Annotated in this window: 16 protein-coding genes and 1 tRNA gene; 8 read left to right on the top strand and 9 right to left on the bottom strand. The window is 42.0% G+C overall.

What is annotated here, in order from left to right:
• Positions 1–28: 28 nt before the first annotated feature.
• The 5 genes from PJIAN_RS01760 (at position 29) to PJIAN_RS01740 (ending at position 4,694) form a co-directional block, all read left to right on the top strand.
• Positions 29–637, top strand: coding sequence for a V-type ATP synthase subunit D (locus tag PJIAN_RS01760; protein WP_068701434.1), 609 nt, complete (start codon positions 29–31; stop codon positions 635–637).
• 128 nt (positions 638–765) lie between these two features.
• Entirely contained in the window at positions 766–2,592 is a 1,827-nt protein-coding gene (locus PJIAN_RS01755) for a V-type ATP synthase subunit I (protein WP_172795554.1), read from the top strand.
• A gap of 73 nt (positions 2,593–2,665) precedes the next feature.
• On the top strand, positions 2,666–3,127 hold the full coding sequence (locus tag PJIAN_RS01750) for an ATP synthase subunit C-like protein (protein WP_068701430.1): 462 nt from the start codon (positions 2,666–2,668) through the stop codon (positions 3,125–3,127).
• 156 nt (positions 3,128–3,283) lie between these two features.
• Positions 3,284–4,540, top strand: a complete 1,257-nt coding sequence (locus PJIAN_RS01745) for a bifunctional folylpolyglutamate synthase/dihydrofolate synthase (protein WP_068701428.1) — start codon at positions 3,284–3,286, stop codon at positions 4,538–4,540.
• Positions 4,541–4,619: 79 nt separating this feature from the next.
• A tRNA-Val gene (locus PJIAN_RS01740) sits at positions 4,620–4,694 on the top strand.
• Between the two features lie 107 nt (positions 4,695–4,801).
• On the opposite strand, the gene PJIAN_RS01735 is transcribed toward PJIAN_RS01740, so the two are convergent.
• The 4 genes from PJIAN_RS01735 to sppA all read right to left on the bottom strand — a co-directional run bounded on the left by PJIAN_RS01735 (position 4,802) and on the right by sppA (position 10,657).
• Positions 4,802–6,892: an outer membrane beta-barrel family protein gene (locus PJIAN_RS01735; protein ID WP_068701426.1), complete on the bottom strand. Its 2,091-nt coding sequence runs from the start codon at positions 6,890–6,892 to the stop codon at positions 4,802–4,804.
• Between the two features lie 114 nt (positions 6,893–7,006).
• On the bottom strand, positions 7,007–7,819 hold the full coding sequence (locus tag PJIAN_RS01730; protein ID WP_068701424.1) for a purine-nucleoside phosphorylase: 813 nt from the start codon (positions 7,817–7,819) through the stop codon (positions 7,007–7,009).
• Positions 7,758–8,891, bottom strand: a complete 1,134-nt coding sequence (gene lpxK / locus PJIAN_RS01725; RefSeq protein ID WP_068701422.1) for a tetraacyldisaccharide 4'-kinase — start codon at positions 8,889–8,891, stop codon at positions 7,758–7,760. Before lpxK ends, PJIAN_RS01730 begins: the two co-directional genes overlap by 62 nt.
• Positions 8,892–8,902: 11 nt before the next feature.
• Positions 8,903–10,657: a signal peptide peptidase SppA gene (sppA, locus tag PJIAN_RS01720; protein WP_068702672.1), complete on the bottom strand. Its 1,755-nt coding sequence runs from the start codon at positions 10,655–10,657 to the stop codon at positions 8,903–8,905.
• A gap of 503 nt (positions 10,658–11,160) precedes the next feature.
• On the opposite strand from sppA, the gene PJIAN_RS01715 reads away from it, so the two are divergent.
• Positions 11,161–14,391 carry a glycosyltransferase family 117 protein gene (locus PJIAN_RS01715; protein ID WP_068701420.1) on the top strand — a complete coding sequence of 1,077 codons (3,231 nt, stop codon included), beginning with the start codon at positions 11,161–11,163 and terminating at the stop codon, positions 14,389–14,391.
• 187 nt (positions 14,392–14,578) lie between these two features.
• Here PJIAN_RS01715 and PJIAN_RS01710 read toward each other — a convergent pair whose 3' ends face one another.
• From PJIAN_RS01710 to PJIAN_RS01690, 5 genes are all read right to left on the bottom strand, one after another.
• Positions 14,579–15,829, bottom strand: coding sequence for a glutamate-5-semialdehyde dehydrogenase (locus PJIAN_RS01710; protein ID WP_068701418.1), 1,251 nt, complete (start codon positions 15,827–15,829; stop codon positions 14,579–14,581).
• 145 nt (positions 15,830–15,974) lie between these two features.
• Positions 15,975–17,897 carry a DUF354 domain-containing protein gene (locus PJIAN_RS14725; RefSeq protein ID WP_084252211.1) on the bottom strand — a complete coding sequence of 641 codons (1,923 nt, stop codon included), beginning with the start codon at positions 17,895–17,897 and terminating at the stop codon, positions 15,975–15,977.
• A gap of 1 nt (position 17,898) precedes the next feature.
• A complete protein-coding gene (locus tag PJIAN_RS01700; RefSeq protein ID WP_068701416.1) occupies positions 17,899–18,963 on the bottom strand; it encodes a DUF354 domain-containing protein in 1,065 nt (354 codons plus the stop codon).
• 12 nt (positions 18,964–18,975) lie between these two features.
• The gene (locus PJIAN_RS01695; RefSeq protein WP_068701414.1) at positions 18,976–20,007 is read right to left on the bottom strand and encodes a lipid II:glycine glycyltransferase FemX; all 1,032 of its coding nucleotides are present in this window, start codon (positions 20,005–20,007) and stop codon (positions 18,976–18,978) included.
• Positions 19,985–20,929 (bottom strand): glycosyltransferase family 4 protein, encoded by a 945-nt coding sequence (locus PJIAN_RS01690; protein WP_068701412.1) that lies wholly within the window; start codon positions 20,927–20,929, stop codon positions 19,985–19,987. The genes PJIAN_RS01695 and PJIAN_RS01690 overlap by 23 nt, the downstream gene beginning before the upstream one ends.
• Before the next feature lie 203 nt (positions 20,930–21,132).
• On the opposite strand from PJIAN_RS01690, the gene PJIAN_RS01685 reads away from it, so the two are divergent.
• Complete coding sequence (locus PJIAN_RS01685) at positions 21,133–22,296, top strand: galactokinase (RefSeq protein WP_068701410.1); 1,164 nt, start codon at positions 21,133–21,135, stop codon at positions 22,294–22,296.
• Positions 22,297–22,307: 11 nt separating this feature from the next.
• Positions 22,308–23,345, top strand: coding sequence for an aldose epimerase family protein (locus PJIAN_RS01680; RefSeq protein WP_068701408.1), 1,038 nt, complete (start codon positions 22,308–22,310; stop codon positions 23,343–23,345).
• Positions 23,346–23,396: the final 51 nt, after the last annotated feature.

Genomic DNA, 23,396 nt, shown 5'->3' with positions numbered 1-23,396 from the left:
GCCTGAATAAGGAGTTTATAGGTAAGTTATGGCAATAACATTTCAATATAACAAAACATCGCTTCAGGGGCTTGAAAAGCAGCTTAAAGTGCGTGTGCGTGCTCTACCTACCATTAAAAACAAGGAAAGTGCTCTGCGTTTAGAGGTAAAGAGAGCCAAAGACGATGCTAAAGCGCTGGACGAGAAACTCGAATTGCGCATCAACGCATACGATCAGATGCTGGCTCTATGGGGTGAGTTCGACACCACGCTGCTCCATGTGGATGATGTGAAAATGACGATCAAGAAGATTGCCGGCGTTCGTATTCCGGTGCTTGAAGGTGTTGATTATTCTGTTCGTCCTTTCAGCCTTTTCAGTAGTCCCAAGTGGTTTGCTGATGGAATTGAGCAGCTTAAGGAGTTGGCGCAGATCGGTATCGAACAGGAGTTTATGACGCAAAAACTCAACCTGTTGGAACATGCCAGGAAGAAAACCACTCAAAAGGTGAATCTTTTTGAAAAGGTGCAGATTCCGGGCTACGAAGATGCTATCCGTAAGATCAAACGTTTTATGGAGGACGAAGAAAACCTGTCGAAATCAGCACAAAAGATTGTCAAGTCGAGACAGGAAGCTGAAAAAGCCAATGTGGAAATTTGAAGATTTGTAAATAGAATTTGATTAACCACAAAGGATACCGGTTTTTCGTTCCGTTCCTTTGTGATATAAACAGATTTCAATTGAAAATCGTAAATGACTAAATCGTAAATAGCTATATGATAGTTAAAATGAAAAAATATGCCTTCTTGGTTTACCACAAGGAGTATGCCGGTTTTCTCGAAAAATTGAGAGAAATTGGTGTGGTTCATGTGGCTGAAAGGCAAGGAGGAACTATCGATGACGACGAATTGCGGGGTAATCTTCAACTGTTGCAACGGTTCAAGGCTGCTACTGAAATTCTGGAACGTCACACGGATGGCGAGAATCCTTTGGCTCAAAATCCTGAAATGGACGGATTTCAGCTATTGACTGAGATTGAAACGTGTGTTCAGGAAAAAGAGCAATTGCAGACAAGACGCCAATCTGTTGATAAAGACATGGACAGGATGGCTCCGTGGGGGAATTTTAGCTGGGAAAGAATCCGTCAACTCGAGAAAGCTGGGCTGGAACTTCGTTTCTTTGCCTGCAATTCCAGTCGATTTAATCCGGAATGGGAATCGCAATATAACGCTATCGAGGTGGATTGTTTCAACTCTACCATCTATTTTGTGACGGTAACTCCTAAAGGAACTGATTTTGAACTGGATGCCGATCTTTTACGGCTTGGGGCAAAAACAGAAGCCGAATTGCAGGAAGAAGCAAAAGAAATTGATGCTGAAATTCTCGCAATTGAAGACCGTCTCAAGCAAGCAACATCTGGTTATGATGCCTTGAAAAAAGCACGGGCTGAAGTGTCTGAAAGAGTCGATTTGCGGCGTGTACAACTAAATACTAATGTGGGAGCTGAAGATACTGTGATGATTCTTGAGGGATATTGCCCTGAAGAAAATGAAGCGGCCCTTAACAAAATGCTCAAAAAATCAGGTGTTTACTATATGGCAGAAGTACCGCGCAAGTCGGATGATGCTGTGCCTGTAAAACTGAAGAATAACAAGTTTAGCAGTGTATTCGAATTTATTGGCGGGTTGTATGAATTACCCAACTATCACAAATCGGATATGACCCCTTATTTTGCGCCGTTTTACATGCTCTTTTTTGGCTTTTGCTTTGCCGATGTTGTCTACGGTGTCATCCTTGCGGCAGTAGGTATCTATTTCCGCAAAAAGGTGCGAGAAGAACTGGAGCCTGTTATGCGGTTGCTGACTTACCTCGGGATTACGGCATTTTTTATGGGAATTCTGACCGGAAATGTCGGCGGTATTGCCTTGGAAAAAATTGAGACCAACTGGCCTTGGTATGAACATCTAAAACACTATATCCTTACAGCCGACCGCCTGTTTTATGCTTCTCTTATTTTGGGCGCTGTTCAGATTATCTTCGGACAGTTTGTGCGTGCAATTACCCGCTGGAAAACAGATGGATTTGCTTCTACCATTTCGACATGGGGGTGGTTATTGTTGGTTGTTGGAGGCGGATCTGTTTTTGGCTTGCAAAAGGGTGGTCTGCTTGCCCCGGAAATTGCAAAAACAGCTTCTTACGTGATCTTTGCCGTTGCAGGTATTTGTATTTTCCTGTTGAATCATCCGGGGCACAATATTCTTGCCAATATCGGAGAAGGTATCTGGGATACTTACGAAAAAGCGACCGGCTGGCTGAGCGACTTGCTTTCTTATATTCGTTTGTTTGCCATTTGTATTGCAGGAGCGGTTCTTGCTATTGTGTTCAATAGTCTGGCTACCAGCTTAAGCGGTGATACTCCGGTTGTAAGTCAGATTGTAATGATACTGATTCTTGCTTTCGGCCACTTTATCAATATCTTTATGGCTATATTGGCATCGTTCGTTCACCCTCTCCGTTTGACATTTGTCGAATTCTACAAAAATGCAGGCTTCGTGGGAGGCGGGAAATCATACAAACCGTTTGCGCGGTATAAAGAAGAATTTAAAATACTCTGATCAGGCAGTTTGCCGGTCTTAATTACGAATAAAAACATAACAAATTATTAATCACTAAATTACTTTTATTATTATGGAACCAATTTTATTTGCTTACATCGGAATTGCCTTTTTGCTGGGATTGTCAGGAGTCGGTAGTGCCTATGGTACTTCCATTGCCGGTAATTCCGTTATTGGCGCTTTGAAAAAGAATCCCGATATTTTCGGTAAGGCGATGGTGTTGACTGCCTTGCCTGGTTCTCAGGGTTTGTTTGGCTTCTTGGGTTACTTCTTGCTTAAACCTTTCCTCGTTGAACACATTACAATGTTTCAGGGGGTAGCAATCTGCTTTACCGGTATTGCAGTAGGTGCAGTTGAGTTGCTTACTTCAATTCGTCAGGGTCAGGTTTGTGCCAACGGTGCAAGCGCTATGGGTAATGGTCACGATGTGTTCAACAACACGTTGATTCTGGCTGTATTCCCTGAATTGTATTCAATTATTGCTGTTGCCGCAGCTTTCTTGGTAAGCACATCTTTGGGTGTTCCTGCTGCATAACAGAGCTGCCGAAGAGAGAACTCCCAATATTTTATACTTGTAGAAGAGTCGGAATGTCAAATAATTCCGGCTCTTTTGTTTTTATGCGGCCATAGAAGAGCTTGTTTTCCATTTAAAATGGCGAACTTTGTGCGCTGTATTACAACTTTTTTAGTGATGAACTATCAGGAAACCATACATTATCTTTATAACTGCCTGCCGGTGTTTCAGCATCAGGGAGCTTCGGCCTACAAGCCCGGTCTTGAACGTACTATTCAGCTGGATAATCATCTCGGAAATCCGCATCGGAAGTATAGAACTATTCATGTGGCAGGAACGAATGGGAAGGGGTCGGTTTCGCACTTTTTGGCAGCAATCCTTCAATCGGCAGGTTACAAAACCGGACTCTACACTTCTCCTCATTTGAAAGATTTCAGAGAGCGAATAAAGGTGAACGGTGAAATGATTCCGGAGCAGGCTGTGATTGATTTTGTGGAGAATCACCGTGCTTTCTTTGAACCCATTCAGCCCTCTTTTTTCGAATTGACAATGGAAATGGCGTTCGATTGGTTTGCGACTTCCGGTGTCGATGTGGCCGTGATTGAAGTCGGTTTGGGTGGAAGACTGGACAGTACGAATATAATCTCCCCTGGATTAAGCGTTATCACGAACATTAGCTTCGATCATATGCAATTTCTGGGGGATACATTGCCTAAGATAGCATTCGAAAAGGCCGGAATTATGAAACCTGAAATTCCGGTCGTAATAGGAGAGGCAGAAGGCGAAGTAAAAGATGTTTTTGTGCATAAAGCGGAAGAGATAGGTACGTCTTTGTTTTTTGCGGAAGATACGTATAAATTGACTCCGACATCCGATGGTTTTGCCTGTGAGCAATATCCCAATCTGGAAGTGCAGTTAAAAGGTCTGTACCAGCAAAAGAATGTCGCGACTGTTTTGACTGCTGTAGACCGGCTTCGCGAAAGAGGGTTCGATATTCAGGACGATGCTTTGTTTAATGGTTTAAAACATGTCGTCGATTTGACCGGATTGATGGGACGGTGGCAAATATTACAGAAAAATCCCACGATGGTTTGCGATACCGGACACAATGAAGCCGGAATACGGTTTATAGTACAGCAGCTGTCGAAGCAAAAATATACTCGTCTTCATATCGTTTTTGGTATGGTAAATGATAAGGATATTAGTACAGTTTTATCCCTTTTACCCCAAAACGCGATTTATTATTTCACTCAGGCAGCCATTCCAAGGGCGATGGAGGCCTCAAAACTGCGTGATTTGGCACAAAAATTCAATCTTCATGGAAAAATTTTTGCTTCTGTGGCTTCTGCTGTTGAGGCTGCAAAACAGGCTGCAAATGAGGATGATTTGATCTATATCGGAGGGAGTACTTTTGTGGTGGCAGAGGCAATTTAGAAGAAATATTGCAAAAATATTGCGGAGGCTCTTGCAGGAACCAAAATAAGCACGTATCTTTGCAACGCATTTAAGGAAAGGGCGTTTAGCTCAGCTGGTTCAGAGCATCTGCCTTACAAGCAGAGGGTCGGCGGTTCGAATCCGTCAACGCCCACTTTCAAAATCGAATCTTAGAAATAAGGTTCGATTTTTTTTTTATATAAGGACACAAAAAAGGGCGGCAATGATTTTTTTCATTGCCGCCCTTTTCATGTTTGTAAATTATATTTTATAGCTTACATTAAGCCATAACGTGCGGGCGTCTCTGTTGCGGTAGATGGTTTGCTGTGTACCCATCGTGTTGAATGTTGTTTTTTCTTCGATAGAATTGAAGATGTTGTCGATGGTTAAGGCGACGTCTAAATGCTTTTTGAGACACGAATAGGACAGGGCGCTGCCAACCGAACCTAAGGCGGCAATTTCGCCTTGTACGGTCAACTGGCGGTCGGTATAATAGCCATACACTTCCCATTCCAACTCAAGAGGAAGCTTTACCTTAACACTTCCTTTTGCATCCACTGAATATTTTCCTTTTATACCATATCCTTGTCTGGTCCCGTCTATTTCATAGTGATAGCCGGTTGCTGATGCATCTGCTGTAAGAAAGTTAAATGGTTTCCACGTAAGGTTCATTTCAAGACCCACATCCTGCGCACTGCTTGCATTCTCTTTGGTCCAGACAGTGGTGCCATTTTGCTGTGTTGCAATGTCAATGATTTGATGGTTGCGGTATCGGTAAAAGAAAACCGGATTCAAAGTGAGGTTCCGGACACGGCAGGTGTTCGAGAGTTCAGCTACATGTGCAAGTTCATTTTCCAAAGAAGGGTTGCCCTGATGAATGTAGGTTGCATCGCTATTGTCGGTAAAAGGATTCAGATCGCTTATTAGAGGACGGTTCACCCGTTCCTGATAGCGAAGTGTCCAGGATAAAAAAGGTGATTGTTGCCAGTTGATTTCAATGTGTGGCAATAGATACGAATTGGCTTCTTTTGTTTGGTTGGCATCCACGGATTTACCTCCGTTACGGTTGTCAAACTGAAGCTGAACGCCCAAAAGGCATTTCCATTGTTTGCTTTGGTAAGTCAATTCGGCAAAACCGGTCTGAAGATTCTTTGAAAGTTCATAATCGTTGCTCTTTGCCAGATTGTGAACCCATGCGGAACTAATCAGGTCGTCATCTGAAGCTGAATAGTTGTCTTTGTGCCATTGCCCGATATATCCGAGTTGGCTTGAAAGCCCATTCTCCCACATTTTGGTGAGCTTGGCGGATCCGAACCATTGGTGTTTGTCCTGGTTGATAAAGAGTCTGTCTTGAGCGAGAGTTGCCCCTGTTTTCGGATTCTTATTGGTGAAATTGTTACCCTGATCGTAGTTGAAATTATCATAGTTGACAGAGGCTTCAAAAGAAGCTTTCTGTTCTTTCCAGATATGTTTCCAGTTCAGACCTTCCGAATTGCCTGTTTGTTTTTCAGTGTTGTTACGCTGGCGCAAAACGTTGGCAACAACAACTCCTGATGTGTTGGTTTTTGTGTTGTTGATATTGCCAAGCCGGCTATAATCCATCGTTTGAAAAAGAGCATTGAAATTAATGAAATCGGAAGGCGTAAGCAGGTACTGAGCATTGAACATGGCTATATGTGTACGGGGCTTTGCGGTTGCGGTATTATTCATCTTTGCCGTCCCGGTTTTGTCAACGGTTGTCTTGTCGTAAGTGCGGTAACGGTACTCCTGTCTGAAATCATAGCCTGCCTGCCATCTGAACTTTCCGATTCTGGAACCTGCAAGAACCGATGCGTTGTATCTGTCGTTGGATCCCTTCGCAACAGTCGCTTTTAGTACCGATTTATCCGTAAAATCAGGAGAAAAAATAAAGTCTACAGCTCCAGCTTCTCCTTCGTTGATGCTTGCGGTTGGAAGCATGTTAAACAAAAGGACGGAGGAAAAGAGCGCGACCGGCATTTGAATCAGCAAATCGCTGCGGTTTTCTTCAAAAAGAGTAATGGGAACGCCTTCGAAAAGAAGCGTTACTTTGTTACTCCCTCTGAGGCGCAGATTTCCCTCTATGTCGGAACTGAGCGATGGGATTTGTTGCAGTACCGCTGCGGTGGAAAATGTGGTCGCAGCCGGAATGCTGTTAATGTTCAGAGCTTTGAATACAGACAGAGAGCGGGCACTTTTCTTTTCGGCTATTTCAACTTCGTTGAGTTGTCTTTCTATAGTGGTAGTGGCGGAGTCTGTAAAAGTGATTTCTCTGGCGGCAAGTGATTGCATGCCAAGTAGAAGAGATATAATGAAAATGATATTTTTTTGCATAGAAGGTGGATTAAGTTGAACAATGCGATTATTCCATCTTGATTAGGCCAAGTGCGAATATAATAAAAGAGGGAATCTTTGAAGATACCCTCTTTTGAACTATGAGGAATAAGATTAGATGCGGCTGATTAATTCTTTCATTATTAACGTCATGTAAGGCTGTACGTTGTTAGCAATTTGCTGTACTTCCTCATGGCTGACTTCAACAATTTTATTGGCAACCCCCAAATCCGTAATAATGGAAATAGCGAAAGTTTTTATGCCGCAGTGGTGAGCAACAATTACTTCCGGAACTGTAGACATGCCCACAGCATCACCACCGATGATATGGAAATAGTTGTATTCTGCCGGAGTCTCAAAGGTTGGCCCCTGAGTGCCTACGTAAACTCCTTTTTTGACTTTAATGTTGTTTTCTAAAGCAATTGCTTCGGCTTTGGCAATGAGAGATCTGTCATAAGCTTCGCTCATATCGGGAAAACGCGGCCCTAATTCATTATAATTTTTACCACGTAAGGGATGTTCCGGAAACAGGTTGATATGATCGCATATTATCATCAAATCGCCAATCTCGAAATCGGGATTCATTCCTCCGGCGGCATTCGACAAAAAGAGCGTTTTGATTCCCAAGGCATGCATAACACGTACCGGAAAAGTAACCTCCTTCATGTCATACCCTTCATAATAATGGAATCGGCCCTGCATGGCCATTACAAGGTTATCTCCCAGCTTGCCGATTATAAGTTTTCCCTTGTGCCCTTCTACAGTCGATACGGGAAAGTTGGGAATATCTTCATATGCGATTTCTTCTTTTTCTGTAATTTGGCTGGCCAGATTCCCTAATCCGGTTCCCAGTACAATGCCTACTTCAGGACGACGGCTGATTTTCTTTTTTAGAAAGTCGGATGTTTCTTGAATTTTCTTTAACATAAGTGGTTAGTTGTTGATTGAATTTAGGTTCTTGCCCGGATAAAAATTTGACTTTAATCGGTAATACGTAAATACTAGGCTTCAGTTCTTCGGGCAGATTGTTGTCGTTTACTATTCGTGCTGCATCTTTCTCTGTTACGAGCAGTATCTTGGGATTCTTTGTCTCATTGAATTTTCTCTCAATGGAACGGTAATCTTTTTGCGTGAAATTATGATGATCTGAGAATGTGATCTTGTCGTAGTTTGTCGTGAACTTCTCAATATGTTCATAGATTCCCTGTGGAGATACAATTCCGGTCACTATCAATACCTGCATTTTCTCAGCTTTAATGTCGGCCACTGTGATTGGTTGTGAGCTGGCCAGACTGTTGAATAAAGGATATATTTCTCCGTATTGATAGGTTGTAAAATACAGTGACTGATAAGGAAAAATGTTGATCTTTTTAGAGATGACCCTAAAATCCATCGGATGGAGCGTTTCGGGACATTTTGATACGATGATGATATTCGCCCTGCTCTTGCTGTGTATAGGCTCGCGTAAACGTCCGTACGGTAATATATGATCGTCTGTGAAGAGACGATTGAAGTCCGTAATCAGGATGTTGAGCCCCGGAGTTACATAGCGGTGCTGAAATGCATCATCGAGCACAATGGCTGACAGTGGTTGCAGGTCTTTATTTGCGAGTAGTTTTGAAATGCCTCTTCTTCGATTGCCGTCAACTGCGACAGCAACCTCCGGGAATTTTCTTTTGATCTGGTACGATTCATCTCCGATGGTAGTTCCTGTTGCTGAAGCATCGGCAAGAACAAATCCTGATGTCTTGCGTTTGTAGCCCCTGCTAAGCGTTGCTACTTTCATCGATTGACTTAAAAGTGAGACAATGTATTCTGTGTGAGGCGTTTTTCCGGTTCCGCCCACCGTCAGGTTCCCAACTGAAATAATCGGGAAATCGAAGGCTTTGCTGCGTAAAATCTTGCTGTCGAACATCCAGTTTCGTGTGCGTACGATGACTGCGTAGATTCCCGAAAGCATCCACAACACTAAGTCGACGAGAAACAGTCGTTTGTTCATGACAAATGTATTTATTTTACGGTTAAATAAAAGGGCATCAAAGCCTGTATTCCCTGCAGGGAGGAAACCTCTCTGATTTGTTTGAGATAAGGATAATATTCACCCAGTTGAGCTTTTTGCACCCGTTCTTCCACCTTTGCATCAAGACTGCTCATGAATTTTTCCAGGAATGTTTTTTGCTTGGGATATTCTACCACATTGTATTTGTCGAGGCGAGCTTTCTTAGCAATTAACGAAATAGCATCGTCTAAATTGCCCAGCGCGTCCACCAACCCGATTTGTTTGGCTTGTTCTCCGGTCCAGACACGGCCTTCAGCAATCTTTTTAATGGCGTCAGGGTTCATTTTGCGCCCTTTTGCACAATGGTCAACAAAAACCTCATAGGTATGGTTGACGTATGCCTGCATAAGGTCTTTTTCTTCGGCACTCATGCCCTGTTGTACACTGGGGAGTGTGCTGAATTTATTTGTTTTGACTTCGTCGAAGCTGACTCCGATTTTCTTTGTCAGGCCGTTTACATTCGGAATAAGTCCGAATACCCCGATAGAACCGGTCAGCGTGTTCGGTTGAGCAATAATCATGTCTGCCGGTGTCGAAATATAATAACCTCCTGATGCAGCATAATCTCCCATTGAAACATAAATGGGCTTCTTCCCTTTTATAAGACTTACTTCTCTCCATATCAATTCAGATCCCAAAGCGCTTCCGCCCGGTGAATTTACACGGAATATTACAGCTTTTATTTTGTCGTCTTTACGAACTTTGGCAAGCGTTTTAACCAGTTCTTTAGAGGAAATACCATCAGAACCGCCGGTGTCAATTCCACCGTAAGCATAAACCACAGCAATTTTGTTTTCGGAAATTTTCTCCTCCGATGCGGCATTTTTCATCGCTTCGAGTTTCACAAGCGATAAGTCGTCATTTTCTTTAATGCCGATTTTTTTCTTGATGTAGTTTTGAATACCGTCGTCATAAAGCAGAGAGTCAACCAAATGTCCCTTCACGGATTCTTCAGCAGGCTTGAATGCAATGCCCTGATCAGCGAGTTGATTCAGCTGTTCAGCTGTGAGTTTTCTTGACGCAGCCACATCATTAACCGTTGTTTTCCAGATTGAGCCGGTAAATGCGGTGATCTGTTCGCGGTTGGCGTCGCTCATTTTTGTGGTGATATATGGCTCAACAGCCGATTTGTACGTCCCTACCCGGATAACCTGCATTTCGACCCCCAGTTTGTCGAGAGTTCCCTTGTAAAAAGCTTCCTGAACAGCAACTCCATGCCAGTTTACCATTCCCTGCGGACTCAAAAAAACCTTGTCGGCTGCACTTGCTATGTAGTATGCCCCCTGACTGTAGGTCGATCCGTACGAATAAATGAATTTGCCTGATTTTTTGAAGTCAATCAAAGCCTGCCGTACTTCGCGTATTGAAGCCGGAGATGCCGACAGGGCTCCTGCTTCAATATATATACCTTTAATATTATCGTTGTTTTTGGCTTTGTGAATAGCCGAAAGCAGATCATTTAGACCGATTTCCTGAACCTGATCGGAATATTCACCTAAAAGGGAGGCAAACGGATTGTCTTCAGATCTCTCAATTATTTGTCCGCTCAGATCAAGAGCGAAAACGCTGTTCGGTTTTATCGTTGTCTCTTCCGACGAAGAGGCTGCAATGCCTCCGATTATGCCAAGGGAAATGAAGAAGAAAAAAATAGTAGCAAGTATAATTGCTACAAACGTGGCCAAAACGATTTTTAAAAAGCTTTTCATTTGCTCAAAAATTATTTGTTTGAAGGTGTTTTGCAATAACTCCGAAGACAGAGTTTGCAAAATGAGGTATTAGTGTGTAAGGGGTTTGTATCCTGTGTTTTGTTGAGTTTTTGAAGTGTGAGAATTTAGATTCTGGAATTGCACTCTTAAAATTCATTTTTCAACAGGCATTAGATTAGAATAAAACCTAAATCGCTTATTGTTTCTATTTCTTTTTTCCAAATAATTGAAAAATTGACTCGATGTGCTATTTAAGTTTGGAGAACAAAAGTAATGCTTTTTTTCTGATTGTGGTCAAAATCTTGTTGTGTTTTGATAGATAATGGGTTGTTTGTTAGTCATAACCTAATTTGTCGGGAATAGAACGACACCTAAACAGAGCTGAAAATTATCACTTTCTTGCTCTTAATGAGGCTGAAAGCTGATTTTCGTTAACCGAAAATATTTGTATCTTTGGCACTTCAATCAGAATCCTGTTGTGATTGTAATCCATAATTCATAATATGAAGAATTTCAAGCTGATTAACACCATCTCCGGATGGGTTGCCTTTGCTGCTGCTGCCATCGTATACATTATTACACTGGAGCCGACAGCCAGTTTTTGGGATTGCCCCGAGTTTATTACCGTTGCTGCCAAGCTGGAAGTAGGTCACCCTCCCGGAAGTCCGCTACACGCATTAATAGGGCATTTCTTCTCTTTGTTTGCTTCCGATAAAACGCAAATTGCTTATTGCGTGAACGTCGCAACTGCCATCTATAGTGCACTCACAATTTTGTTCTTGTTTTGGACGATTACCTATTTTGCCCGCAAGGTTGTTGCGGCCAAGGGGGAAGAACTGACAACAGGTCGTGCAATCGCGGTGTTAGGCGCTGGTTTTGTAGGTGCATGGGCTTTCATGTTCTCCGATTCATTCTGGTGGTCGGCCGAAGAAGCTGAGGTTTACGGTTTCTCTACCTTATGTACTGCCGTTGTTATATGGGCGATGTGTAAATGGGAAGAAGTATCTGATGAGCCATATGCTGAGCGCTGGATTATATTGCTTGCGTATGTAATGGGACTCTCTATCGGGGTGCACATTCTGAACCTGCTTGCTATTCCGGCTTTGGTGCTGATCTATTATTTCAAAAAATATCAGGTCAATAAAAAAGGTCTTGCGATCGCCATGTTAGTATCGATCGCTATTTTGGCCGGACTTTTATATGGTTTGATGCCTTCCTATTTCTGGCTTGCAGGCTACGTGGAACTCTTCTTCGTGAATACCCTTTCAATGCCATTTAATAGCGGATTATTAGCTTATATAGCTATTTCAGCCATCGCTTTGGGCTGGGCATTGTATGAAACCCGTGCTCAGAAAAACGACACCCGGGCTAAAATTGCATTCCTTGTTGCAATTGCGCTGTCTGGAGTTCCTTTTCTGGGTACTCGTCTGTGGTTGGGAATCGTTATTCTTGCAGCTACGGCATTGCTTTTCTTCTACTTTAAAAAAGCGTTGTCTAATCATGCGATGCACTTGATTGTCACGGTTGTTACGATGCTGCTTATTGGCTATTCTACATTCGCCGTTATCGTGATCCGCTCAAATGCAACTCCTCCGATGGATCAAAACGGACCTGATAACGTATTCTCTTTGATGAGTTACCTGAGTCGTGACCAGTATGGTGACCAGCCTTCTTTAGTTTATGGTCCTCTGTATACGGCCGAATATAAATGGAAGCCTGCTGAAGGAGGAACTTGTTTGCCCGAAGAAAAAATAGGAGCTCCGCGCTATGCTAAAAAGCCGAAGGCAAATCCGAACGACAAGGATCAGTATATTATTACCGGTTATAAAAAAGATATTGTTTATGATGATGCATTCTGTACATTGTTTCCACGTATGTACAGTCAGCAGCCCAGTCATGTTCAGGCTTACAAAGAGTGGGCTGGCGAACCTGAAAATACGGTCGATTATGAGCCTTGCGGCCAACAGCAATCTGCTCAGGCTCCTTCGTTTATACAAAACATTGGCTTTTTCTTTAGCTATCAGGTCAACTTTATGTATTGGCGTTATTTTATGTGGAACTTTAGCGGACGCCAGAACGACATGCAATCAATGGGTGAAGTGGATCGTGGTAACTGGATTACGGGTATAAACTTTATAGACAACCTGATGGTAGGAGATCAATCGAATCTGCCGGATGAATTGTCTCAAAATAAAGGACACAACCGGTATTTCCTACTTCCGTTGTTATTGGGCCTTTTAGGGTTGTTTTACCTTGTTTACAGAGGAAAGGAGGGTATGCATGCCTTCTGGATTATTCTTGTCCTGTTCTTTATGATGGGTATAGCAATTGTAATATATCTGAATCAAACTCCGGCACAGCCCCGTGAGAGGGATTATGCTTATCTTGGTTCGTTTTATGCATTTGCTATCTGGATTGGTCTGGGCGTACTGGCTATCTATCGTTTCCTCGAAAAGCGTTTCAATGCAAAAATCAGTGCAGTTGTAGCATCGATTCTCGGTTTGATTATTCCGGGTATCCTTTGTGCTCAAAACTGGGACGATCATGATCGTTCTGGTCGTTATACCTGTCGTGATTTCGGAAAGAACTACCTTGTTGGTCTTCCTCCGAACTCTATTATTTTTACTTGCGGTGACAACGATACATTCCCTCTTTGGTATTGCAATGAAGTAGAACAATTCCGTCCTGATGTGCGTGTTTGTAACTTGAGTTACCTGCAAACCGACTGGTATATTGACCAGATGAAACGTCAGGCATATACATCTGCTCCTCTGCCAATATCATGGGATGCTTCTCAGTACATGTCAGGCAGTCACGAAGTGGCTCGTGTATACGATACTAAAGATTCTACTAAGGTCGACCTCAAGACGGCAATGTCGTTCGTGTTGAGCAAAGACCCAAGAACAAAAGATCAGTTTGGGCAGGATATTTTTCCGACATCAACAGTGTTATTGCCAGTCGACAAACAGTCTGTCCTGAATAACAAAGTAGTGCCTGCTCATCTCGCAGATAAGGTTTTGCCAGTGATGGAGATGAAGGTCGGTTCTCAGATTACGAAGTCGGATTTGATCCTGATGGATATCTTGAAAACGAACAACTGGAAACGTCCGGTTTATATTGCGGCTACTGTAGGGAATAGCATGTATAATGTTCGTCTGAGCGATTATTTCCAACGTGAAGGTATCGTAAATCGTATAGTGCCGGTTAAGATGGAAGAAGGCACAAATACCAACACTGCGGCGATGTATGACAATCTTATGCACAAATATAAATGGGGTGGAATTCAAAATTCGAAAGTTTATCTTGACGAAAATATCGTTCGGATGGTATCTATGTTCCGCATGCAATTTGCTGGCTTGGCAGAGGCGCTGATACTTGAAAATAAAAAAGATTCTGCGCTCAAAGTGCTGGATTACGGTATGAAGGTCGTTCCGCCTACAACCTTGCCTCACGACTATTTTACGATGAATATGGGACGGTTCTATTATGAACTGGGTAAAACTGCGAAGGGTGATGAAATAATGAATGCTGTGGCAAAACAGTCAATTAAAAGCCTGACATGGTATGCCGCTCTTACTCCGAAGCAGATGCGCAGTGCCAGTGAACGTATTCAAAACAATATGGCCACTTTGAGCAATCTGCTTTACTTTGCAGATAAATACAAACGTAAACAAATTGTGGGTCAATATTCGGCTCAATTTCAGGTTTTTGCAAAGGTGTTTCACATGCAGTAAAAGCCCGGTGGAAACATAAAAAAGCAGCCATTTGTCATTTGACAGATGGCTGCTTTTTTATGGGGGCGTTTATAGCCTTGATATCAGCAGTCCAAGATATGAGCTCGTGGTGTCTTTGGTCTAAAACACAAAAACCTTCGACTGATTCAAAAGCCGAAGGTTTTTTATCGTTTGTGAACGGGAATCTTTATTGCCTGATTTGTCCATTTCCGGTGATAACCCATTTGTAAGTGGTCATCTCCTGAAGCGCCATCGGTCCACGGGCATGAAGTTTTTGTGTGCTGATACCGATTTCGGCCCCAAGTCCAAACTGAGATCCATCCGTAAAGGCAGTTGATGCGTTCGCGTAAACGCAGGCTGCGTCCACCTGCTGTTGGAAGGTCGCAATGCGCAGCTTGTTTTCACTTACGATGGCTTCGCTATGCTTTGATCCGTATTTTGCTATATGGTCAAGTGCTTCGGCAAATGTGCCGACGGTCTTGATAGCCATTTTATAATCCAGGAATTCGGTGCCGAATTCTTGCTCTGTGGCCATCTTTAACAGTCGATCGGGGTAGAAGCCTTTCAACGAATTATAGGCCTGTTCATCGGCGTATATAACCACATTGGAGTCGATCAAGGGTGCGCAAAGCATTGAAAGGTCATGAATGCGGCTTGCGTGAATTATAAGGCAATCAAGAGCATTGCATACACTTACACGACGTGTTTTGGCATTGTTTACAATGTCTGCTCCTTTCTTTAAGTCGGCAAATTCATCAAAATAGGTGTGGCAAATACCTGCCCCGGTTTCTATCACGGGTACCCGGGCATTGTCGCGCACATATTCGATGAGGCTTTGGCTGCCGCGCGGAATAATCAAATCCACCTTCCCAACTGCATTTAGCAACTCGGTGGTGGCTTCACGATCGGGAGGCAATAGCGTTACAATATCAGGATTAATCTCAAATTTCAGCAGTACTTTTTTGATCACGTCAACAATGGCAACGTTTGAATCCTGCGCGTCGCTACCTCCTTTAAGCAGGCAGACATTACCCGATTTCAGACAGAGCGAAAATACGTCAAAGCTCACATTCGGACGCGCTTCGTAAATAACTCCAATGATGCCGAACGGAACGGTGATTCTTTTAATATTTAATTCGTTAGGACGGATCATGTCCGACAATACATGTCCGAGCGGCGAAGGCAAAAGAGCAACGTTTCGCAGGTCTTTTGCAATGCCTTCAATACGTTCGGCTGTCAGTTTCAGACGGTCGTATTTCGGGTCTAACGGGTCCATGCGGCTTAAATCTTTACTGTTTTCTGCCAGAATAATGCTCGTTTGAGCGACGGCTTCGTCTGCAATGGCATTGAGAACACGATTGATCGTAGCATCTGTAATGGTGGCTAATTCTTTTTTAGCCAAGTGTGCATTTTCAAAAATAGTTGCTAATGAGTTCATTGTCGTGTGTATTTATGTGAGTGGAATTAAATTAGCTTGAAATTGGGATAAAGCTGCATGTGGGTGTCAGACTTTGGTGGCGCTTGATTACAAAACTAATACTATTTGAGTTGTTTGCAGCATCAAAATCCGAATTCTTTACAAATTATTTTGTTTTCTTGTATTTGATAACAATACGTTTAATCTGATTTTTGAATCCTTGGCTGACGAATTCGAATACCCACTTCCACTGGTTGTCTGTCCAACGCTGAGGGTGGGTGGTAATCATTATTTTGTCGTGTAATTGCCCGCTTAGAGCTGCTTCAATCATGTCGTTGGTAGAATGAAACCTGTCATATATTTTTCCTTTTACTCTATCACGAACGCTGACCGACTGACCGTCCCAGCATCTGCCGGTATCGGTGAGATACATGAAGTTATTGAAGTCTATGTCGAAATAAGGCTCGCCAATAATGTCCGATTGCCGATAATCGTAATGTTTCCAAAGGTCAATATTGCTGAAAGATGAGGTAGGACTGCCATGCATACAAATGGTTTTGATCGGGTAGAATTGACGGAAATACGCCAGATTCTTCTCAAATAAACCGATTGATTTGTTAATGTCACCTTTGGTTATGCTCATCTCTTCATAATGATATCCGATTTCGTGACCTAAAGCTGCTATTTTTTGTATTATTTCAGGGCGATTGCTGTTTCGCACTATGCGGAAATAGTAAGAGGAACGGATGCCTTCATTGTGTTCAATTTCGGCACATTGCAAGGCGTGGTAGGGTCTTGCATCAATGTCATGTCGCAGGATGACGAACCTTCCCTGGTTTTGTCCCTTGCAAAACTCTTCAAATGTTCTAAATGTGTATCCCTGATGTTTGAGAATATGTAGCAGGTCGATATATTTGTGAAAGGTAAAATCCGATGACTTGGAGAGGAAGTCGTCTTTGGTCTTTTTTGTCTGATAGGCGAGATGCTCCGGTTCTTTTCCAACTGAATACTGAATGTCTGGATTTGACCTCATCAGATTCTTGCTTTTGGGATAGTTCTCAACAAACCATGTAATAAATGGAGCTACATCTATTTTGTTAGCTAGCAATAAATTTCTCCGTTCCTGATAAAGCTCTTTCCTGTTGTTAACCGATAATATTTTCCCTGTCAGGGTCAATAATCTTTCAGGATCAGATGTGGAGATACCATAAGTTAAGTGGTAATTATGCTCCAGTTCTTCTAACACACTGATGCGACCCGAAAAATCGCTAAACCGGATACTTGGAACTCCCAGAATGGAGGCTTCAACAGACATGCTTTGACTATCAGATACTAACAGGTCAGCTCCTGCTAATACATGATGCATGTCTGAAGGATTGATTATAAGTCTGTATGGTTCAAAGTCCGGATTTAATTCACCTTCCGCACTAATAAATACCTTTCTGCCTTGCTTTTGGCAGATTTCAATCTCTTTTTTGATGAGAGGCTGAGGTAAGCCTGCAATTCCCATGTCGTGGTAGGCTGTAAGGCGTGATAAGCGAATGAGGCAATACGGTTGTTCTCCTGTGTATTTTGTGGCAATGTTGTTGTCCGGCGTGAAACGTTTGGGGTGAAGATACGATAGCTTCATGAGCCCATTATATCCGATTTTTTTATGTTTCCATCTTCCTACATTACAACATTCGGGAGTCAATATCGTGTTTGTGAAGGGGTAGGTAAGTAAAGCAAGTCGTTTTATCACATTGTAATCATCTTCAAGCGTGGTGATGCAAGGCTTTCGGAGAACGAACGCGATATGAGCAACCGAGGCGTCGGTTCCCAGTAGAATGTCAGGTTTGAATATGAGAATTTTCAAAAACAGCTTGGATGTTCTGTAAATGAAGGCTTTGGTGATGTCAAATACATTGGGCTTACGTCCATGAGGCATCACATTTTCAAATGTTACATTGTCATATTGCATCAATTGAGCCAATACGTCTTTAGTGCGGATGAATATTTTGATTTCATGTCCGTGCTCTTTCCATAACCGGATAGGATTCCTGAAAAAGAGATATTGAGCAGGATGCGATATGTATAATGCAATTCTCACTTTACTGAATGCTTTTTGTAGAGTGTGGATAATTTTCGATGAAATTGACCAAAAAAATGGTCGTGTCTATTCTGTTTTTTAGAAATTCTGCTCTTTTGGCTTGCCATTCCGCCTTGCTATTTGGGTTGTTTAATATTTTCTTGATGTCGTCAAGCATGTTTTCGAATTCTTCCGGCTTATATCCGAATGCCAGCCCGAAATTATGTTCTAGGTCTTCAATACAACTCAATTCGCCAACTAACGAATTACAACGAAAAGCAGGAGTTCCTAATATTGCTGCCTCGGAAGTCATGGTTTGGCTGTCACCTGCAAATAGTGTGGCGAATGCCAATAGATCATGGATTTTCTCGGGTGAAACTGAAAGCCGGTATGGCTCCAGTGCCGGTTCAATTTCTCTTTCAGCAGTGATCAACACTTTGCCATACCCGGCGAGTAGTTGCACTAACTTAAGTTTCTGTTCAAGAGTAAGCCCATAAACATTGCCGTCGTGGTGCGCTTTAAAGGCATTAAAACGAAGAATAAAATAACTGTCAGAGGGATTGACTCCTATCGATTCCAATGTTTTGATGTTTGGAACAAAGCGTGTTGGGTGCAGGTATGCAAGTTCGTGAGTGCCGTTATAGTATATGACATTTTTGGCTTTGCGTTTTCCTGTTAAAGCTGCCGGAGATAATATTGTATTGCAAAACGGGTGAACATGTTTAACGACTAAAGGTTCCACGTTGTCGTCATCATCATCCAGAAAGATAGACTTCATTTTACAGAACCGGGATACCTGTGCAATAGTAACCGAAGATCCTGCGCCAAGGTCAATGTGCTTGTTTACAGCTAATTTCCATATGAAAAAATTGTAGTGTAATTGCATTAACGCTTTCCCAAGCAAAGAATCACGCTTTTTGCCGGTAAGGGAAATATATTCGATGCTTTCGGACTTTAACAGCTGTTTTGCCGCGGGAATATCTTTGACTGTAACAATTACCAGGTGTCCATGTTGCTTCAGCGTTCGGATGGTGTGCTTGAATAGATGAACGTGAGCCGGATGATTTATGTCGAAAAGTATATTCATTTGTGTTGTCGTTTAGTGAATAAATTGCCATGCTTTGAAGGCTATGCGCATAATAAAGAACGTAACCCGGTTGTCCGGTAGTTCGTACCGACCGTAATTGACAAGTTCTCCTCCGAACTGAATCTTATAATTTCTAACACCATAAGGCACATCAGGTTTTCCAGCTCCGCCGAAATCAAATAACTGAATCTTTTCTGTCTGTGCTATTTTGAATATTTCCCAGGGAAGAATGTCGTTCGGGTTAAACTGGTAATATTGCTTCAAACTGCCCGCATACCAGTCGTAGAAGCGTCCGTTGTATGAGAAAATATACATTATGCCTGCAAGTTCATCCTGAAAAAAGGTTCCGTATATTCTTAACATTCCGTTGGAATACATTTGATTAAATGCATTCATAAATAACGATTTGTCCGCTAATGGCAGCTTCGCTCTTTTGTAGACTTCTTGCAGAATCGGATATGCTGCTTCTGCTTCCTTATCTGTTGTCAATCTTCTGACTAAAAGTCCCTTGCGCTGTGCTTGTCGGATATTATTGCGTTTACGGCTTTTTACTCCTTTCCATAAGTCATCTTCGCTTTTTCTCAGGTCAATCAAAATATTCAAATGGTCTTCATACTTTGCTCCAATTGCTTCAAACGCTTTTTTTATCCCGCCCAACTCAAAAAGGTTGCGGAATTGAGAATATATTACTCTGACCTTTTTGTCCGTGAGATATTCCTTTAGAATGAAACGAACAAGCTCAGCATCATTATCTTTGACTAATGGGCCACCTGCAATTATAGCCCGAGCAGTAAAACGACCTATCAAACCGCTGTAAACCTGATGGATAATAATAACCATTACACCTGTTATCTGCTTTGAATTGTCGCAGATAGCTAATGCATATGGTTGAAATCCAGGTACATTGTTGTGAATTTCATAATATTCAGGTGTTTGAAAGATTGTGCCATTGGGATGTCCTTCAACAAAAGAGGCCCATTGCTTTCGGTCTATGTTTTCATATCCCCTGATTGTGTGCTGTTTATTGTCGATTTCTGGATTCATTCCGAACGCAATGTTTATATATTTCAATCAATTTGGTTGCGATTTGCTTGTCAGTCAGTCCTGCCGCTTCTAATCTTGATCTACCGTTTGTTCTGCCTTCTTTTGCTGCAAAATTGAGCGCTTTTTGCAGATTCTCAATAACTGAATCGCTTTCGAAAGTTGTTATATAGCAGCCATTTGTGTCTTCTATTAGCTCTTTCACGTCACCTACATCGGTTGAAACAATCGGACAATTACAAGCCATTGCTTCTTTGATAAATTGCGGAGATCCTTCGGAAAACGAAGTCATAAGTGCTACGTCTGCCGCGTTTAGCGCCAGATTTACTTCGTCTCGGTTGTAGCCTTTTAGTTCAACGAGTTTAGCTTTTGGACTTAAATCAACCGCTTTTTTAGCCAAAGGGTAATTCTTGACAACATTATCTTGAGCTCCGGCGAAAAGTATGTAGGTGGCCATGGCATCCCATCCTAATTTCTGGCGTGCTTCCCTTTTTCCCTTTGGGCAGAAAGAATCTGTATCAATTCCGCAGGGCAAAAGAGAATATTGCTTTTGAACGTTAGCTATATCAATTATCTTCTGAGATACAAAAATGGAATGAGCAGATAATCTGATTGCCCATTTAGACCATCTGAGTACTTTGGGGTCATTAATATCGCTGCCATGAAATGTTGTTACTACGGGAATCTTCTGTTGAAGATTTGCTAAAAGGCCTGAAAGACCATAATGAGCATGTATTATGTCAGGTTTGAAATCGCTTATTTTTGCTTTTAGTCTGGGCAAAGCTTTTAAATAACCCATTATTCCTTTTTGCCTGATAAGAAAAAAATCGACCATTTCACCGATTTTTTTCAGACTGTCGGCCTGCTCCAGAACGAAAGGTGCAATTTGTTGATTTGTGGCGCTGCAAACAATCAGGACTCTCATAAAAAGATAGTAGTAAGGGTAATGATTTTACAAAAATAATAAAATTAAACCAATTTGTTACTCTCCGAATCTCATAGCATAATCTCTTTTTTGAAAAGACGAAACCTGCTGTATAACATGTTTTGTCTCCTGACAGGCGAAAATAAATCCGTAAATTTGTACCACTTCATTCACAACACATTTATACCAATAAACTATTGATTATGAAAATAGAAGAATTAAAGCAGGCATTTGTGGAAGCTTATGGTGTAGCTCCGGATGCTGTCTACTTTTCGCCGGGTCGGGTTAATTTAATTGGCGAACATACAGATTATAACGGTGGTTCTGTATTCCCATGTGCATTAAGTTTCGGAACTTATTTGTTGCTGCGGAAAAATGGTGGAAAAACGGTTAAATTCAAATCTCTGAATCAGCCGGAGATTACCGAATTATCCATTGATCAGTTAACCACTCCTCTTGATAAAGTTTGGGTGAATTATCCTCTTGGAGTTTTTGCTCAGTTTATTAAACGCGGTGTTGAAATATCCGAGGGGTTTGATATCCTTATCTGGGGTAATGTTCCAAATGGTGCGGGTTTGTCATCGTCGGCAGCACTGGAAGTTGTTACTGCTTACGCCCTGAACGATCAGTTGGGAACTGGATTTAATCGTACCGTACTCGCTCAGATTGGTCAAAAAGCAGAACATGAATTTGCATTTGTGAATTGTGGCATTATGGATCAGTTTGCTTCGGCAAATGGAGCTAAAGACCATGCTATTCACTTAAATTGCGATACACTTGAGTTTGAACTTGTGCCGGTAAAACTGGAAGGAGTAAAAATATTGATTTCGAACACTCACAGTCCTCACAAGCTTGATTCAGGCGCATACAATCAACGCGTTGCAGAATGTAAAAAAGCGGTAGAGTTGATTTCAAAAGTGCGTCCGATTAAAAATTTGGCGGAATTGACGGAAGACGAATTCAAAAAGGTAGAATCTGCTCTTGAAAGCGATCCTGTGGCTCACAAACGCGCTCGTCACGTAGTTACTGAAGTTCAGCGCACATCCGATGCTGTAAAGGCTCTAAAGGCCGGTGAAATCGATAAATTTGGTCAGATGATGAATGCTTCTCACGTTTCGTTGCGTGATGATTATGAAGTTACCGGACTTGAGCTTGATACAATGGCAGAAGAAGCCTGGAAAATTCCCGGCGTGATTGGTTCTCGTATGACTGGAGGTGGTTTTGGTGGCTGCACCGTAAGTTTGGTGAAAGAAGAAGCTATTGATATCTTTATTGAAAAAGTGGGTGCGGCTTATAAGGCAAAAACAGGCATCACACCGGACTTTTATGTCGCCGAAATTGGTGATGGAGCTTGTAAGATAGGATAAAACGTAGAACTATGCAGGAAAAATTCAATAAAATAGTTGATGGCAAACAGGTTGGCTTGTTTGTCTTAAAAGGCGGTAAACTGGAAGTGGCAATCACCAACTACGGTGCTAAAATTGTCACACTAAAAGCGCCTGATAAAAATGGAAAAATTGACGACGTAGTGCTTGGCTTTGATAATCTGGATGATTATTTGACGAAAGAACCATTTTTCGGCGCGGTTTGTGGTCGTTTTGCTAACCGTATTAAAAAAGGTCATTTTGAACTTGAAGGAAAAGCATACGATTTGGTGGTTAATAACGGCGCTAATCATCTTCACGGCGGAATAAAAGGATTTAATGCAGTCGTTTGGGATGTGGAATCATTCTCTGACAATAAACTGGTGTTGTTCTATCTTGCCAAAGATGATGAAGAAGGTTATCCTGGCAATCTTAAAACTACAGTCACTTATCAGGTGACGGATGATAATGAATTGAAAGTTCATTATCAGGCTATTACGGATAAAACTACCATCCTTAATTTTTGCCAGCATTCGTTCTTTAACTTGAAAGGCGCTGGAAATGGTAGTATTGAAGATCATTATCTTACGATTAATGCCGATTTTTATACACCACTTGACGAAACTCAGGCTCCTGTAGGAGAAGTACGATTTGTTGATGGCACATTAATGGATTTCAGAAGCCCGGTGCTTATATCAGATCGTATCAATGCAGAATTCAATCAATTTACTTTTGGTAGAGGGATTGATAATAACTGGGTCGTGAAAAAAGGACAGGCACATGACATGGCTTATGCAGCAGAACTTTATGAGCCAGTTAGCGGCCGTACTCTGGAGGTCTTTACAACCCAACCAGGTATACAGGTTTATTCAGGCAATTGGGTTGAAAATTTTACCGGTAAATATGGGAAAAAATATGATGTGAGATATGCTATCTGCCTCGAGGCACAGGGATTTCCCTGTTCTCCAAATTATCCGCAATTTCCATCTCCGGTTCTTCGTCCGGGAGAAAATTACGATGAGATTTGCGTATATAAACTCGGTGTAAGATAAACTAAATAAACACCCTATACAAAATAAGCCCCGAGAAAGAGCATTCTTTCC

This window comes from Paludibacter jiangxiensis (assembly GCF_001618385.1).
Classification (GTDB): Bacteria; Bacteroidota; Bacteroidia; order Bacteroidales; family Paludibacteraceae; genus Microbacter; species Microbacter jiangxiensis.
This window is presented reverse-complemented; position numbering and strand designations above follow the sequence as displayed.

Coding starts and splice junctions, on each gene's coding strand:
- PJIAN_RS01760 (WP_068701434.1), top strand. CDS start 29: ATGGCAATAACATTTCAATATAACAAAACATCGCTTCAGGGGCTTGAA.
- PJIAN_RS01755 (WP_172795554.1), top strand. CDS start 766: ATGAAAAAATATGCCTTCTTGGTTTACCACAAGGAGTATGCCGGTTTT.
- PJIAN_RS01750 (WP_068701430.1), top strand. CDS start 2,666: ATGGAACCAATTTTATTTGCTTACATCGGAATTGCCTTTTTGCTGGGA.
- PJIAN_RS01745 (WP_068701428.1), top strand. CDS start 3,284: ATGAACTATCAGGAAACCATACATTATCTTTATAACTGCCTGCCGGTG.
- PJIAN_RS01735 (WP_068701426.1), bottom strand. CDS start 6,892: ATGCAAAAAAATATCATTTTCATTATATCTCTTCTACTTGGCATGCAA.
- PJIAN_RS01730 (WP_068701424.1), bottom strand. CDS start 7,819: ATGTTAAAGAAAATTCAAGAAACATCCGACTTTCTAAAAAAGAAAATC.
- lpxK (WP_068701422.1), bottom strand. CDS start 8,891: ATGAACAAACGACTGTTTCTCGTCGACTTAGTGTTGTGGATGCTTTCG.
- sppA (WP_068702672.1), bottom strand. CDS start 10,657: ATGAAAAGCTTTTTAAAAATCGTTTTGGCCACGTTTGTAGCAATTATA.
- PJIAN_RS01715 (WP_068701420.1), top strand. CDS start 11,161: ATGAAGAATTTCAAGCTGATTAACACCATCTCCGGATGGGTTGCCTTT.
- PJIAN_RS01710 (WP_068701418.1), bottom strand. CDS start 15,829: ATGAACTCATTAGCAACTATTTTTGAAAATGCACACTTGGCTAAAAAA.
- PJIAN_RS01700 (WP_068701416.1), bottom strand. CDS start 18,963: ATGAATATACTTTTCGACATAAATCATCCGGCTCACGTTCATCTATTC.
- PJIAN_RS01695 (WP_068701414.1), bottom strand. CDS start 20,007: ATGAATCCAGAAATCGACAATAAACAGCACACAATCAGGGGATATGAA.
- PJIAN_RS01690 (WP_068701412.1), bottom strand. CDS start 20,929: ATGAGAGTCCTGATTGTTTGCAGCGCCACAAATCAACAAATTGCACCT.
- PJIAN_RS01685 (WP_068701410.1), top strand. CDS start 21,133: ATGAAAATAGAAGAATTAAAGCAGGCATTTGTGGAAGCTTATGGTGTA.
- PJIAN_RS01680 (WP_068701408.1), top strand. CDS start 22,308: ATGCAGGAAAAATTCAATAAAATAGTTGATGGCAAACAGGTTGGCTTG.